Raw genomic sequence first — 13,960 nt, 5'->3', positions numbered from 1 at the left:
TCAACCCGAACCGGACACCCCCGACTTCTTAGTGAGCTAACATGACTGAACAGAACCAGAACGCGACCCAGCCCGAGGACAACAAGCTGATTGCCGAGCGCCGTGCCAAACTGGCCACCTTGCGAGAGCAGGGCAATGCGTTCCCGAACGATTTCCGCCGTGATGCCACCGCTGCCGAATTGCAGGAAAAATACGGTGACAAGTCCAAGGAAGAGCTGGAAGCCATGGGCATCCAGGTGGCCATCGCTGGCCGCATGATGCTCGACCGCAAGGCGTTCAAAGTGGTTCAGGATATGACCGGCCGCATTCAGATCTACGCCACCAAAGATGTCCAGAAAGACACCAAGCATTGGGATCTTGGCGACATTGTGGGTGTACGCGGTGTGCTGTGCAAGTCGGGTAAAGGCGATCTGTACGTGGCAATGGATGAGTACACCTTGCTCACCAAATCACTGCGTCCGCTGCCTGAAAAGCACAAAGGTTTGACTGACACCGAAGCCCGCTATCGTCATCGTTACGTGGACCTGATGATGAACGAAGATAGCCGACGGGTGTTTCATGCGCGTTCGAAAATCATCAACGTGATGCGCCAGTATTTCACCGAGCGTGACTACATGGAAGTTGAAACGCCCATGTTGCAGGTGATTCCGGGTGGCGCTACTGCACGCCCGTTCGTGACTCACCATAACGCGCTGGGTATCGACATGTACCTGCGGATTGCGCCAGAGCTGTATCTCAAGCGTTTGGTTGTGGGTGGATTCGAGCGAGTCTTCGAGATCAACCGGAACTTCCGCAACGAAGGGTTATCAACCCGCCACAACCCGGAATTCACCATGGTTGAATTCTATCAGGCCTACGCAGATTACAACGACCTGATGGATCTGACCGAAGACATGCTGCGCACCATCGCGCAAAAAGTGCTGGGCACGACCACGGTCACCAATACCCGTGTGTTGAAAGACGGCACAGAAGAAGTCGTTGAATACGACTTCGGCAAGCCGTTTGAGCGCTTGACCGTCGTGGACGCGATCCTGCGCTATAACCCGGAGTTCACTCGCGAACAGCTGGCCGACGAAGCGCAGGCACGCGAGCTGGCCAAAGGTCTGGGCATCAAGGTTAAAGACATCTGGGGCTTGGGTAAGGTACAAATCGAGATCTTCGAAGAAACCGCCGAGCACCGCTTGATGCAGCCCACGTTCATCACCGAGTACCCGAAAGAAGTGTCGCCGCTGGCTCGCTGTAAAGACAGCGATCCGTTCGTGACTGAGCGTTTCGAATTCTTTGTGGGCGGCCGTGAAATTGCCAACGGTTTCTCGGAGCTGAACGATGCGGAAGATCAGGCCGAGCGCTTCAAGGCGCAGGTGGCCGAGAAGGACGCCGGCGACGACGAGGCCATGTTCTACGACGACGACTACGTGATGGCGTTGGAGTACGGCTTGCCGCCAACGGCGGGTGAAGGTATCGGTATCGACCGTTTGGCGATGATGCTGACTGATTCCCCGTCCATTCGTGATGTGATTCTGTTCCCGGCCATGCGTCCGGAGCATAAAGCAGAGCAGACTTCCGGAGACGAATAAGGCATGCACCCGGTCGAGGCGCTGGCTCAGGAATTAAAGCCCGGGCACGGCTGGGATCAGTGGTTGGCGGGCGAGTTCCGCCAACCCTATATGCATCGCCTGGCAGAATTTCTGGCACAAGAGGAGAGCGCAGGAAAGACGCTCTTCCCGCCAAGGTCGCAGCTGTTCAATGCTCTGAACAGCACACCGCTCGATCAGGTTAAAGTCGTGATTCTGGGGCAAGACCCGTACCATGGCCCCGGTCAGGCGCACGGTTTGTGTTTCTCTGTCTCCCCTGGCGTACCAACGCCCCCCTCTCTGACGAATATTTTCAAAGAGATCCAGCAGGATCTCGGTATTGCGCCAGCTGGGCACGGCTGCCTGCAGTCATGGGCGGATCAGGGCGTCTTGTTGCTAAACGCGGTATTGACCGTTGAGCAGGGTAAAGCCGGAGCCCATCAAGGCAAGGGTTGGGAAACGTTTACGGACCGGGTGATTGGGCTGGTCAATGAGCAGCGCGAAGGCGTGGTGTTCCTGCTTTGGGGTAGTTACGCCAGGAAGAAAGGGCAGATCATTGATCGGGAACGCCATTTGGTGTTGGAAGGACCGCACCCTTCACCGCTCAGTGCCTATCGCGGGTTCTTCGGGTGTCAGCATTTTTCGCGTACCAATCAGTGGTTGGTAGAGCAGCGCCAGAGCCCGATTGACTGGGCTCTGCCTGCCTCTTCGCAGCAGCTGCTCGACTTCTGAATCCGGCCAGCTATCCGAGCAGCGCCATGGCTGCTTCCATTTGGGCGCTCAGATCTTCTTCCTCAGCCATGTTCATTTCAGGATCCAGTCCCAGGCGGCTGAACGCCGAAATAGACGAGAAATCCATCTCATTCCAGCGATGACTAGTGCCAGCAACCCGTTGCAGGTTGGCGATCATCACCAGGTCGGCATGGTCGGCCTGGGGCACGTCACGCTGGAAGTTTGCATACTCCAGAGGCACGCTCTGCAGGGCTTCCGGGAATTGCCACTTTTTCAGGATCAAGCTGCCAAGGCGGGGGTGCAGTTCTTCGATCACCGCATCCAATACGATGCCGCTCAGTTCCAGGCTTTGATCTTCAACATAGCGAAGTATCGGAAGCACGCCGATCAGATGCACCAGCCCGGCCAGAGTGGCTTGGTCTGGTCTTAGTTTTGTGTAGTGCTGAGCCAGTACATGACAGATGCCGGCAACTTCCGTGCTGGCCTGCCATGTCGCCCGAAGCCGTTTGTCGACCATATCCGAGGTGGCCTGGAACATTTGCTCCATGGCCAGCCCCATGGCCAGATTGCTGGTATAGGTCATGCCCAGGCGACTTACCGCCATGTTCAGGTTTTCAATGGCGCGGGTGCCGCGAAACAGCGGGCTGTTGCAAACGCGAATGATTCGGGCAGACAGAGCGGTGTCGTTACTGATCACAGCCACAAGATCCGCAATCGAAGTATCTTCGGACTCCGCGATCTCCCGGACCTGCAGGGCCGCTTCGGGCAGCGTTGGCAAGATTAACTTGTCGTTCTCGATGGCGCTGGTCAGGTCCGCTTTAATGGTCTCGATAATGTCTGCCATGGTCCGTCTGTTTCCGCTTGAATGGGGCCCTTAAACCGGGCTCAGTGTATGGCTACATTTATACCAAATAACGGCAAGCTTTCCTGTCAACTTATGTATCAGAAGGTTGCTGTTCCGGCACAGCGTAAGGCAACTGCTCGAGTTTGATGCCTGCCTCGGGCATTCCTTCCAGCGACAGTGTTTCCGTACTGGCGTCATGACGAATAACGGCAAGCATTTCGCCCTCCTGCTCGCCGGTCATCAGGGCGTTGACCACTTCGCCCACAGATTTCTCGCCGGCCAACAGTTTGCTGCCGGCGGCAGGCGCCTGTGGTGTGTTGGTGAAAGATAGTCGGAAAAGGCTTTTTTTCAACTGGCCAAGGAAGTGCATGCGAGCAATCACTTCCTGTCCGGTATAGCAGCCCTTCTTGAAATGCACGCCCTGCAAGTGTTGGAGGTTCATCATTTGCGGTACGTAGGCTTCCTGAGTCGCCTCGGTCAGCCAGGGTACGCCCGCGGAAATGCTCGAAGCCAGCCACTGCTCAAGGGAAAGTTCGGCGATACCGTCGGGCATAGGTAGCTCGTCTGCAGATTGCCACCATTCATAGCGTGCGGTGCCGTCTGCCGTGTTTTCGATCCGGATCAGGTGGCTGTCACCGACTTTCAGGGTTTGTCCCGGCTCGGTCAATGCGCGTGCGTCTTCGCCGGCCACCGAGATGGCCGAGGCTTCGCCGAGCAAGCCAATGATCCGCTTGGCAGGCAGGGTCTCGAGGCTGGTACCGCGAAAGAGCATCAGATATTTTTTCAGATGAGCAATGGTGGCTTCGGCCCGGGTGGCATCGAAGTCCATCAACAGGTCGTCGCCATCCCTGACCAGGCGAGTCAGGCAATAGGCACGCCCCTTGTGCGTGCAGGCCGCGGCTCTGAGTGATTGCTCTTGCGTGATCTCGTCTACGTGCTGGGTGAACTGGCCTTGCACGAATTTGTCGGTGCCCGGCCCGCTGATGCGAGCCATGACCCGATCGTTCAACAGAGCGTAACCGTTCGGAATTGCGAGTTGTTGTGAATCCTGTCTACTCACGATCATCTCCAGAGTTAAAACGAAGAAGTTTTGTGGCCGGGTTCAGGCGAACCGGTGCGCAGTAACATCCGCAGGCGCCTGAAGGCGCAGTCGGTGGTGTTCGGCTTCAGAGCGCCCAGCTCACCGGTGATGATGGTCATCATGCGCCCTGATGATTGATTGTTCGGTTTGAATTGAAGAATCGCTAGTCCGGGGCTCAGAAAACTGGCGTTGGTGACCGTTACCGGCAGCTTACGGCCATTAGCTAACTGGCATGTTAGCCCTGTGCTGTCGTAGGTTACAGCGATAATGGAATTCGGTTTTTTCAGCAAACCGAAGCGCTGAAAGGACGCGCGCCCCAGCCAGAGCACCGGGATCGTGAAGGCCGCCAACAGAGCTGAAGACTCCAGTGCTGCTATAACGATGAAACTCGCCAGCACGATCCAGGGCAGTGATGCGATAAGTCCGGCAGTCGATGAGGGGCGCAGTGTCAGCTCAATCCGGTTGGACACGGTTCAGAATCATCTCGACGATGCGACGAAGATCCGGATCCTCGGGCTTGCTCCGTTGCATAAACCATTCAAACATATCGGCGTCTTCGCAGCTCAGCAGTTTACGGTAACGTGCCTGGTCTTCGGGTTCGAGATCTCGATAAACTTCTTCCAGAAAAGGCAGAAGCAGAACGTCCAGTTCCAGCATGCCGCGACGGCTGTGCCACCAGAGACGGTGGAACTCAGTGTGCGCATTGGTATTTTGAGTGTCGGACATAACGGGTTCCGTGTTTGTAAGTTGGGTGAAGGCTCCGGCTCAGGGAGCCAGAGTTCGATAAGTCGTCGGCACCAGAATAGTGTCGCGGGCCTCGCCCTGAGCTTGCGGGTAGTCCAGTGTGTAATGCAGCCCGCGGCTTTCTTTGCGCTGCAGCGCAGAGCAAATGATCAGATCTGATATGGTGACCAAATTGCGTAATTCAATGAGGTCATTGGTCACCCGGTAGTTACTGTAGAACTCATTGATTTCGCCCTGCAGCAGGTCAACCCGGTGTTTGGCGCGATGCAGACGTTTGGTAGTCCGCACAATGCCGACGTAATCCCACATGAAATGGCGCAACTCATCCCAGTTGTGGGAAATGATAACGTCTTCATCGGAATCCCGAACCTGACTTTCGTCCCATGCGGGCACTGACGGCACGTTGGGAATGTCTGCTTCCCGGCGAGCAATGTCCTGAGCGGCTGCACGGCCATAAACCAGGCATTCCAGTAGCGAATTACTGGCCATACGATTGGCACCATGAAGGCCGGTAAAGGCCGCTTCACCAACCACGTAGAGCTGGTTGATGTCAGTTCGGGCGCGGTCGTCGCTGATGATACCGCCGCAGGTGTAATGGGCGGCAGGCACCACAGGAATCGGGTCTTTGGTGATGTCGATGCCGAAACCGAGACATTTTTCGTAAATGGTCGGGAAGTGGTGCTTGATGAAGTCAGCCGGTTTATGGCTGATGTCCAGATACAGGTGATCGGCCCCTAGCCGCTTCATTTCGTGGTCGATGGCTCTTGCAACAACATCGCGGGGCGCCAGTTCTGCACGGTCATCAAACTTGTCCATAAACCGCCTGCCATCGGGCAGTTTCAGTACTCCACCTTCTCCGCGAACCGCTTCGGTGATCAGGAAAGATTTGGCGTGAGGGTGATACAGGCAAGTCGGATGGAATTGATTGAATTCCATATTGGCGACTCGGCAACCGGCACGCCAGGCCATGGCAATGCCGTCACCGGAGGCGCCGTCAGGATTGGTGGTATAGCGGTACGCTTTGGATGCGCCACCGGTTGCCACCACCGTGAAGCGGGCGCGGTAAAGCTCAACGTGGTTGTCTTCAAGATTCAATACATAGGCACCCACGCAACGGTTGCCGGGCAGCGAGAGATTGCGGTTGGTGATCAGATCAACCGCAACCCGGCCAGATTTCAGGTCGATATTGCGCTTGGCTGCGGCCTGGCTGGCGAGCGTGGTGGATACCGCCTGACCGGTAGCATCGGCGGCGTGAATGATGCGGCGGTGGCTGTGGCCGCCTTCGCGGGTCAGATGGTATTGATCGTCGTTTTCTTTACGGGTGAAGGTCACACCGGATTCAATGAGCCAGTCGATGCTTGCTTTGCCATGTTCGACGGTAAACCGCACCGCATCCTCGTGGCACAGACCACCACCGGCATTGAGGGTGTCCTGAATATGGTTTTCAACCGAGTCGGTTGCATCGAGAACCGCTGCAATGCCGCCTTGCGCCCAAAGCGTGGCTCCGGAACTGATGTCGGCCTTGCTGATGACGCAAACGTTCAGGTGCTCTGGCAAATTCAAAGCAACGGTCAGTCCGGCAGCGCCGCTGCCGATAATAAGTACATCGTATTCGTAGGATTGTGGCATTGAGTTGTTGTCGCAGGCCATAATGTGGAAGTGTATTGAACTAAACTTTGTGCTTGCTGTCTATTTGGCCCGATGCATATGCCTCGAGCCGGTTGCTGTCGGCAACCTGGGTTCATATCTGAACACCGGAAAAACACAATGACACAAGCGAGCCGATTACGAGCCACCCCGCTGGCAAAACAAACGGGACAATCCGTTGCGTCGTCCATGATTTCCAACACAGATTCTACATCGAGTGAACAGACTGAAAGCCAGACGGATCTGCAGCTGGTGCGTAAGGTTCGTCATGGCGACCGTGCTGCGTTCGATCTGCTGGTTGTGAAATACCAGTCCCGGGTTGCCTCCATTATCAGTCGCTACGTTTACGACAGCCACGAAGTGATGGATTTGGCGCAGGAAACGTTCATCAAGGCGTTTCGTGCCATCGATCGGTTCCGGGGTGACAGTGCATTTTACACCTGGCTGTATCGTATTGCGGTGAACACCGCCAAAAATCATCTCGAGGCCCGAGGTCGCCGCCCCCAAGCATCGGCGGATTCCTCCGAGGCGGAAAACTACGACGATGGCCGGCGCTTACGTGATGTGGCTTCGCCAGAAAAACTGCTGCAAAAAGATCAGCTGCAGAAAGCGTTGGCCGAAGCGATTGCCGCGCTGCCCGAGGAACTAAGATCCGCTTTCTTGCTCAGAGAATATGACGGTCTCAGTTATGAAGACATTGCCCGGATTCTGGAGTGCCCGATCGGAACCGTCCGTTCCCGGATCTTCAGAGCCCGGGATGCAGTGGATCGGCACATTGGTCCACTTCTTAATCATTCAGTGACGTAAGTGAGGTTGCACCCGATGGATGAGCGTCTCAGAGAAACTCTGTCAGCAATGATGGACGATGAAGCGGACGAGCTTTCAGTGCGCAGATTGCTTTCGCACGACGATCAGAACGAAGTCAGAGAACAATGGCAAAGATGGCAGCAGGTGCGCGACCTGATGCACGAAGCTCCGAGCGCTTCCTACAGTGTGGATGTCGCAGGTGCCGTTCGGGCCGCAATTGACGATCAGGATATTCCGATTGCAGACAAAGCCGAACCTGTCCCTCGTGCCGGCGGTTATTGGCACTGGCCCGTAGCGGCGATGGTGACCTTGGCACTGCTGGTTGGATTTGGTGCCGGTGCCGGCTGGGGAACAGCGCCGGGTGATCCGAATAACGCACTGGCGTTCACCGGAGTAGATCAACGAGCGTCTCAGCTAGCGCTAAGCAAGGAAGAGATTGCCCTGCAGCGTCTGGATGAACAGCAGCTGCGCCAGGTTCGGCAGTATTTGCTGGAACATGCCCAGCACAACAGCGTTGGCGCCGGCCGAGGTTCTATGGGATACGCGAGAATGGTAAGTGCGAACGGTGGGTATTGAGCTTGAGGTGTTTGGCTATGAATATTCTGCATAAGGGCAAACATGCCACGGCTCGAATGCTGATGGTCATAGCATGGTTCGTTTTTGCGCCGTTCATGGCCGCCCATGCCGACAATGCCGCAGTTGATGCTTCAGAGTCCATGACCGCAATGGACTGGTTGGAGCGCTTGGGGCCTGCGCTGAATATGACGTCTTACGAGGGTGTGTTCGTTTATGCCCGAGGTGATCAGGTGCACTCGATGCGCATTGCGCACCGATACCGAAATGGTCAGGTGGAAGAACGACTGGTGATGCAGGATGGCGGCTCGGGTGAGATTGTCCGTAAGGGTATGGATGTGGTCTGTGTGTTACCGGATCAAGGTCGTATTCGTCTGGATGAGGTCATTCCGTCGGGGCCGTTTGCGGAGGCCTTCACCAATCAGTTGATGCCGGTCAGCCAGTGGTATCAGCCGGCGCTAATGGGCGAAGATCGAGTGGCTGGCTACGAGGTGGTGACGGTGGACTTGACCGCCAAAGACAATGACCGCTACAGCCATCGGCTTTGGGTTGAAAAAGAAACGGGGCTTTTGGTGAAAAGCCACGTGCGGGATATTGATGACGCTGTGCTCGAGCATTTCCAGTACACCAGCCTGGAGATCACCGATGACATTGCAGATGAGAAGTTTGAGGTTCAAACCGAGGGGCGCGAGATAACCCGCCATCTTGGCGCGCCGGAACCCCAGCAATCGACGGTAGGACGAATGACAGGCTGGACCTTGAACTGGCGCCCGGATGGATACATGCCGGCTGCCACCCCAAGCTCCAGTAACGGCAAGGCCGTGGCTTTCTCGGATGGGCTGGCCACATTCTCGGTGTTCGTTGAGCCGGTGAAAGGGCTAAAAATGCCGACAGGTGCCTCGCGAGTGGGCGCATCGACGGTCTATATTCATGAAGTAGAGGTGGCAGAACGGCCATTCTTGATTGTCGTGGTTGGGGAGATTCCCCCTGAAACGGCTAGAAAAGTCGCCCGTTCGGTATCGATTGATGATGCGCTGGCGCAAAGGTGGGTAGCAAGTGATCACTGAAACCGGAAAAGTGGTGGCGCTTCAGGGGGCGCAAGCCTGGGTGCAAACCATTCAGACCAGTGCGTGTGAAAGCTGTTCTGCCCGTGCCGGTTGTGGTCAGCGGGCGCTGGCGGCGGTTTCGGGCGGCAAAGCCAATCAAGTGTTGGTGTTGAATACCGTCGATGCGCAGGTTGGCGATGAGGTAGTGATTGGCCTGGATGAGCAATCGCTGCTGACGGCTTCGCTGGCCGTATACGGGCTGCCCTTGTTGCTCATGGTGTTGGCGAGTATTGGCGCGTTCCGGTTATTGGGTGAGACAGATCTGGTGGCGATTATGGGTGCGCTTGTGGGTTTGGGAGCCGGGTTCTGGTTGGTGCGTCGTTGGCAGTCGCGATCGGGTGACCGGTTTCAACCACATATGGTTCGCGTGAACCGAATTGCGTCTGTGACCTGTCTCTGAAACCTACCGATTTTTAAGTTGAAAAGTGATTACGCAGCCATAAATTGTAACCGCAGTCCAACGGCCAAATGTAAGGGGGGTTTACATGCAAAAAATAACTACGCCGGTTGCTCGTTATCCTGATGGACTCCGGTCAGGTTTTGTTCTGGGGGCATGGCTGATTTTCGCCACTTTGGTTTCGACCCTGTGGAGCCAGCAAGTTACGGCACGGGGATTGCCGGATTTCACCGAACTCGTTGAAGAAAACTCCAGCGCCGTGGTGAACATCAGTACCACCAGTGAGCCTGCCGGGCGCCGTTCCCGTTTTCAGGGGCTGCCATTCGACGAGGGGCAACTGGATCAGTTGCCGCCATTTTTGCAGGATTTCTTTCGCGGCCCGAATTCCCCGTTTGGTGGTGCGCCGGGCGGTAAGCAGCCAACGCGCTCAATGGGCTCTGGGTTCATCGTTTCAAAAGACGGTTATGTTCTGACTAATAACCATGTCGTGGAAGGCGCCGATGAAGTGATGGTTCGGCTGAACGATCGCCGGGAGTTCGTTGCGACCATTGTGGGTACCGACCCTCGTTCGGACATGGCCGTTCTGAAAATCGAGAATGCCGACGATCTGCCCGTGGTTCAGGTGGGCAGTTCCGAAGAGCTCAAAGTAGGAGAGTGGGTGTTTGCGATTGGCTCACCCTTCGGGTTCGATTACACGGTGACGGCGGGCATTGTCAGTGCGCTTGGCCGCTCGCTGCCTTCGGAAAACTACGTTCCTTTTATTCAGACCGACGTTGCTATTAATCCGGGCAACTCCGGCGGGCCGCTGTTCAATCTGGACGGCGAGGTGATTGGCATTAACTCCCAGATCTACACCCGTTCGGGTGGTTTTATGGGGGTATCGTTTGCGATTCCGATTGACGATGCCATGAGCGTGTTCCGTCAGCTTCGTGACGAAGGCGCAGTCGCGCGTGGTTGGCTAGGTGTGCTGATTCAGGAGGTCAACCGGGATCTTGCCGAGACCTTCGGTCTGAAGCGGCCGCGGGGTGCCCTGATTGCCGAGGTTATGGTCAATTCACCTGCACAGGCCGGCGGTCTTCAGTCAGGTGATATCGTGCTGGAATACAACGGCGAGGACATTGAACTGTCCTCGGATTTGCCGCCGAAAGTGGGCCGTACACCGGTTGGTGAATCGGCCCGGTTGACCGTGCTGCGGGGCGGTGACGAGATCGAGCTTGATGTGGAAATAGGCGAGTTGCCGGAAGATGGCCGCACCAGCCGTTCAAAGGCCCAAGGCCACCGTGGTGGAGCTGCTGACGCTCTTGGTCTGGCGGTTGAGCCGCTAACTCCGGAAAACGCCCGTGCGGCCGGTGTTGAAAGCGGGGTGCTGGTGACTGGCGTGGAACGGGGACCAGCCTTGCAGGCCGGAATCCGAACCCGTGACATCATCACCGAGATAAACCGCAAGCCGGTTGGGTCGCTGAAGGCTTTCCAGTCGGTTGTGAAAAGCTTGCCGAAAGGCCAGGCAGTTTCGGTGCGTGTGGTGCGCCAAGGGCGACCTATCTATCTGGTGATGCGGCCGTAAAAACGCTTCTTTAGAAGCTGTGCACTGGCTCTCGGGCGCGTCACGACATGCCCGGGAGCTTTTGCTATACTCGCCGGACTTTCTCGAACCCTCGGTCATGGGATGGACCCGGTGACAATATGAAAAACAAGGAATTATCCCTCCGCCAACTGCTCAAACTGCGCAACTCCTGGTTGGCACTGCTCGTTTTTGTCGTCTCGATTTGCGTCACCATCCTGTTATGGCAGGTTTCCATCCGCTTGGTAGAGGACCGTGCCGAAGCCAAATTTCGGGCACAATCCCTGCAATTGAAAACCGCCATCGAAGAGCGCCTGCTGAACTACGAGCAGGTATTGGCTGGTAGTGCTGGTCTGTTCGCGGTGAAAGGCGAGGTTAGTCGCGATGAATGGCGTGACTACGTTGAGAAGGTTGATATCAACCGCTATTACCCCGGCATAGAGGGGATCGGTTATGTGCAGAGGATCGGTGTTCGCCAAATGGCGGACCACATTGCTTTCGTTCGGTCCGAAGGGGTGTATAAGTATTTGGTAAAACCTCTGGGCACCGGGCCGTATTATTATCCCATGGTGTACCTCGAGCCGGGCACCGAGCGAAACCTGAGTGCTCTTGGCTACAACGCCTTCAGTGACCCCATACACCGGGTTGTGATGGAGCGAGCCCGCGATGACGCCAAGCCGATGGTAACCGGCAAGGTGGTGTTGGTTCAGGAGGTCTTGGCCGAGGATCAGGCCGGGTTCCTTATGTATTACCCTGTGTATCAGGGTGGTGTCATTCCGGATGTCCGAGCCGAGCGTCGGATGATGCTGGCGGGTTATGTATTCAGTGCATTTCGGATGAATAACCTGCTTGATGGCATTGTCGGTTTGATTTCCCCCTTCCTCGATGTCCGCATTTACGATGCCGCGCAGGTGTCCCGAAGCACCCTTATGTACGGCTCTAATCTGGGATCGCTGGACAACGAGTTCAGTTTCGAACTGAGCCAGACGATCTCTCACGGCGGACGGGAGTGGCTGTTGCAAACCCGCTCTACACCCGCGTTTGACTATCTTGCCTCGGATCCGCGCCCACCCATTGTATTAGGGGCGGGGTTGGCGATCAGTGTTCTGATGTACCTGTTTGTTTTGTCGTTGGTGCGGTCGCGTTTGGGGGCTCAGGTTAGCGCTGGTCGGTATCGGGCGATCACCGAAGGTGCGGCCAACGTAACGATGGTTATGAACAAAGCGGGCAACCCGATGTATGCCAGCCCGTCGGCCCGGGATATTCTCGGTTTTGACCCGGAGCGGGTCTCGGACCTGGACTTTAAATCGTTGGTCCACCCTGAAGATTGGCCGGGATTGCGGCAAGCGTTCAAAGACGCGGTGACGTCTCCGGGCAAACAAATGCCGGTGGTGCGGGCCCGCATCAACGACGCCGACGGACAATGCCACGACATGGAAGGCACCTTCACCTCCATGCTGAAGGTGCCGGGTGTGACCGGGGTGGTGTTGAGTTTGCGGGACCTGACTCAGTTGAAAGCGGCGCAATCCGAGTTGCACCGGTTGGCGTTTTTCGATCCGTTAACCGGGCTGGCCAACCGGCAGTTGTTCCGTGACCGCCTGAACGGCGTTGTGCAACGCTGTCGTCGCAGTGGAGAGCCGGCCGCACTGATGTATCTGGATTTGGACGGTTTCAAGCGAATCAACGATACCTTGGGTCATGACGCCGGCGATGAATTACTCAAGCGCGTGGCTGAGTGGCTTCAGGGTTGTGTTCGGGAAGAGGATTCTGTCGCGCGTCTGGGTGGCGATGAGTTTGTGGTTCTGCTGTCCCGGGTCAGTGGTACCGATGCGGCTGGCAAAGTGGCTGAAACCATCTTGCGGCGCCTGTGTCAGAGAGTCCGGCTCAACGATCACGACGTTGGGGTGACGGTCAGCATTGGTATCACTATGGTTCCTCACGACAGTGAAGACGTGGGGACCCTGATGAAATATGCCGACCTGGCCATGTATCGGGCGAAAGAAATGGGCCGCAACAACTACCAGTTCTTCACGCCGGCCATGAATATCAAAGCGGCGCGCCGAATGTTGCAGCAGGAAGAACTGGCGACCGCGCTGCAAGAAGACCGTTTTGTGCTGCATTACCAGCCTAAAGTGGATTTGGTTAGCCAGAAAGTGATTGGCGTTGAAGCTTTCTTGCGCTGGCACCATCCTGAACGGGGCCTGGTACCCGCGCAGCAGTTTATCAACCTTGCGGATGAAACCGGTCTGATCATTCGCCTGGGTGAACAGGCTTTCCGACAGGCCTGCATACAAGTGCAGGCGTTGGAGCGTGCGGGCTTTGAATCGTTGAAAATGGCGGTCAATTTCTCGGTTCGGCAGATTATCGACCCCGGCTTTCTGGATCTGATCCGGCGCGTTATCACCGAAACCGGCGTTGCCGCCGACCGAATCGAGCTTGAGCTGCCAGCCGAACTGCTGAATGAAGACCCCAGAATGCTGCGTGAGCTGCTGGTTGCACTGAATGATCTGGGGGTTTGCCTGATTCTGGATGATTTTGGCAAGGGCTCGTGCTCGTTGGTTTCGCTGCAGCAATTGCCGCTGGACGTGATCAAAATCGATCACGGATTTATTCGTGATATCCCCTACAACGTCAGCGCCACCGATGTTGCGTCGGCGGTTATCGCGCTGGCGCACAAGCTGCACTTGACCGTGGTGGCCGAAGGTGTTGAAACCATGCAACAACTGGCCTTTCTGAAATCCGCTGGTTGCGCCCAAAGTCAGGGTAACTTGTTCAGCTATCCGCTCGACGAAGATGCCCTAATCGGGTTCTTGATTCGCCAGTATGAGAAGCCGCTTATTTCCTGATCATGGCAATAGCGGCCGGATACCGGTAAAATCACGCCGTTCCCGGAC

Annotated in this window: 13 protein-coding genes; 8 read left to right on the top strand and 5 right to left on the bottom strand. The window is 56.3% G+C overall.

The window, feature by feature from the left end; translation table 11 throughout:
* Nucleotides 1–41 precede the first annotated feature (41 nt).
* Together lysS and ung are read left to right on the top strand one after the other, a co-directional pair.
* Entirely contained in the window at nucleotides 42–1,577 is a 1,536-nt protein-coding gene (lysS, locus tag JAO79_RS12235) for a lysine--tRNA ligase (RefSeq protein WP_199007546.1), read from the top strand.
* A gap of 3 nt (nucleotides 1,578–1,580) precedes the next feature.
* Nucleotides 1,581–2,306, top strand: a complete 726-nt coding sequence (gene ung / locus JAO79_RS12230; protein WP_199007545.1) for a uracil-DNA glycosylase — start codon at nucleotides 1,581–1,583, stop codon at nucleotides 2,304–2,306.
* A gap of 10 nt (nucleotides 2,307–2,316) precedes the next feature.
* Here the strand turns inward: ung and JAO79_RS12225 are convergent, their stop codons facing one another.
* The 5 genes from JAO79_RS12225 to nadB all read right to left on the bottom strand — a co-directional run bounded on the left by JAO79_RS12225 (nucleotide 2,317) and on the right by nadB (nucleotide 6,604).
* Entirely contained in the window at nucleotides 2,317–3,150 is an 834-nt protein-coding gene (locus JAO79_RS12225; RefSeq protein ID WP_199007544.1) for an HDOD domain-containing protein, read from the bottom strand.
* Nucleotides 3,151–3,241: 91 nt separating this feature from the next.
* Nucleotides 3,242–4,210 carry a folate-binding protein gene (locus JAO79_RS16450; RefSeq protein WP_320158963.1) on the bottom strand — a complete coding sequence of 323 codons (969 nt, stop codon included), beginning with the start codon at nucleotides 4,208–4,210 and terminating at the stop codon, nucleotides 3,242–3,244.
* Nucleotides 4,211–4,224: 14 nt separating this feature from the next.
* On the bottom strand, nucleotides 4,225–4,701 hold the full coding sequence (locus tag JAO79_RS12215; protein ID WP_199007542.1) for a hypothetical protein: 477 nt from the start codon (nucleotides 4,699–4,701) through the stop codon (nucleotides 4,225–4,227).
* On the bottom strand, nucleotides 4,685–4,957 hold the full coding sequence (locus JAO79_RS12210; protein WP_199007541.1) for a succinate dehydrogenase assembly factor 2: 273 nt from the start codon (nucleotides 4,955–4,957) through the stop codon (nucleotides 4,685–4,687). The genes JAO79_RS12215 and JAO79_RS12210 overlap by 17 nt, the downstream gene beginning before the upstream one ends.
* A gap of 39 nt (nucleotides 4,958–4,996) precedes the next feature.
* Nucleotides 4,997–6,604, bottom strand: coding sequence for an L-aspartate oxidase (nadB, locus tag JAO79_RS12205; RefSeq protein ID WP_199007540.1), 1,608 nt, complete (start codon nucleotides 6,602–6,604; stop codon nucleotides 4,997–4,999).
* Nucleotides 6,605–6,811: 207 nt separating this feature from the next.
* Here nadB and rpoE point away from each other — a divergent pair, with 207 nt between their 5' ends.
* The 6 genes from rpoE to JAO79_RS12175 all read left to right on the top strand — a co-directional run bounded on the left by rpoE (nucleotide 6,812) and on the right by JAO79_RS12175 (nucleotide 13,912).
* Entirely contained in the window at nucleotides 6,812–7,429 is a 618-nt protein-coding gene (rpoE, locus tag JAO79_RS12200; RefSeq protein WP_227664607.1) for an RNA polymerase sigma factor RpoE, read from the top strand.
* Nucleotides 7,430–7,444: 15 nt separating this feature from the next.
* Nucleotides 7,445–8,005: a sigma-E factor negative regulatory protein gene (locus JAO79_RS12195; RefSeq protein ID WP_199007538.1), complete on the top strand. Its 561-nt coding sequence runs from the start codon at nucleotides 7,445–7,447 to the stop codon at nucleotides 8,003–8,005.
* 95 nt (nucleotides 8,006–8,100) lie between these two features.
* A complete protein-coding gene (locus JAO79_RS12190; RefSeq protein ID WP_199007693.1) occupies nucleotides 8,101–9,069 on the top strand; it encodes a MucB/RseB C-terminal domain-containing protein in 969 nt (322 codons plus the stop codon).
* Nucleotides 9,059–9,508, top strand: coding sequence for a SoxR reducing system RseC family protein (locus tag JAO79_RS12185; protein WP_199007537.1), 450 nt, complete (start codon nucleotides 9,059–9,061; stop codon nucleotides 9,506–9,508). The genes JAO79_RS12190 and JAO79_RS12185 overlap by 11 nt, the downstream gene beginning before the upstream one ends.
* Nucleotides 9,509–9,593: 85 nt before the next feature.
* Nucleotides 9,594–11,069, top strand: coding sequence for a DegQ family serine endoprotease (locus tag JAO79_RS12180; RefSeq protein WP_199007536.1), 1,476 nt, complete (start codon nucleotides 9,594–9,596; stop codon nucleotides 11,067–11,069).
* A gap of 119 nt (nucleotides 11,070–11,188) precedes the next feature.
* Nucleotides 11,189–13,912, top strand: a complete 2,724-nt coding sequence (locus JAO79_RS12175; protein WP_199007535.1) for an EAL domain-containing protein — start codon at nucleotides 11,189–11,191, stop codon at nucleotides 13,910–13,912.
* Nucleotides 13,913–13,960: the final 48 nt, after the last annotated feature.

This window comes from Marinobacter litoralis (genome assembly GCF_016427555.1).
Lineage (GTDB): Bacteria > Pseudomonadota > Gammaproteobacteria > Pseudomonadales > Oleiphilaceae > Marinobacter > Marinobacter litoralis_A.
Note: the sequence above shows the minus strand (reverse complement) of the source record. Positions and strands in the feature narration are given on the sequence as shown.

Excerpts from the sequence above, each read along its gene's own strand:
- rpoE (WP_227664607.1), top strand. The coding sequence starts at position 6,812 with ATGATTTCCAACACAGATTCTACATCGAGTGAACAGACTGAAAGCCAG.
- JAO79_RS12195 (WP_199007538.1), top strand. The coding sequence starts at position 7,445 with ATGGATGAGCGTCTCAGAGAAACTCTGTCAGCAATGATGGACGATGAA.
- lysS (WP_199007546.1), top strand. The coding sequence starts at position 42 with ATGACTGAACAGAACCAGAACGCGACCCAGCCCGAGGACAACAAGCTG.
- JAO79_RS12190 (WP_199007693.1), top strand. The coding sequence starts at position 8,101 with ATGGCCGCCCATGCCGACAATGCCGCAGTTGATGCTTCAGAGTCCATG.
- nadB (WP_199007540.1), bottom strand. The coding sequence starts at position 6,604 with ATGCCACAATCCTACGAATACGATGTACTTATTATCGGCAGCGGCGCT.
- JAO79_RS12175 (WP_199007535.1), top strand. The coding sequence starts at position 11,189 with ATGAAAAACAAGGAATTATCCCTCCGCCAACTGCTCAAACTGCGCAAC.
- JAO79_RS12210 (WP_199007541.1), bottom strand. The coding sequence starts at position 4,957 with ATGTCCGACACTCAAAATACCAATGCGCACACTGAGTTCCACCGTCTC.
- ung (WP_199007545.1), top strand. The coding sequence starts at position 1,581 with ATGCACCCGGTCGAGGCGCTGGCTCAGGAATTAAAGCCCGGGCACGGC.
- JAO79_RS12180 (WP_199007536.1), top strand. The coding sequence starts at position 9,594 with ATGCAAAAAATAACTACGCCGGTTGCTCGTTATCCTGATGGACTCCGG.
- JAO79_RS12225 (WP_199007544.1), bottom strand. The coding sequence starts at position 3,150 with ATGGCAGACATTATCGAGACCATTAAAGCGGACCTGACCAGCGCCATC.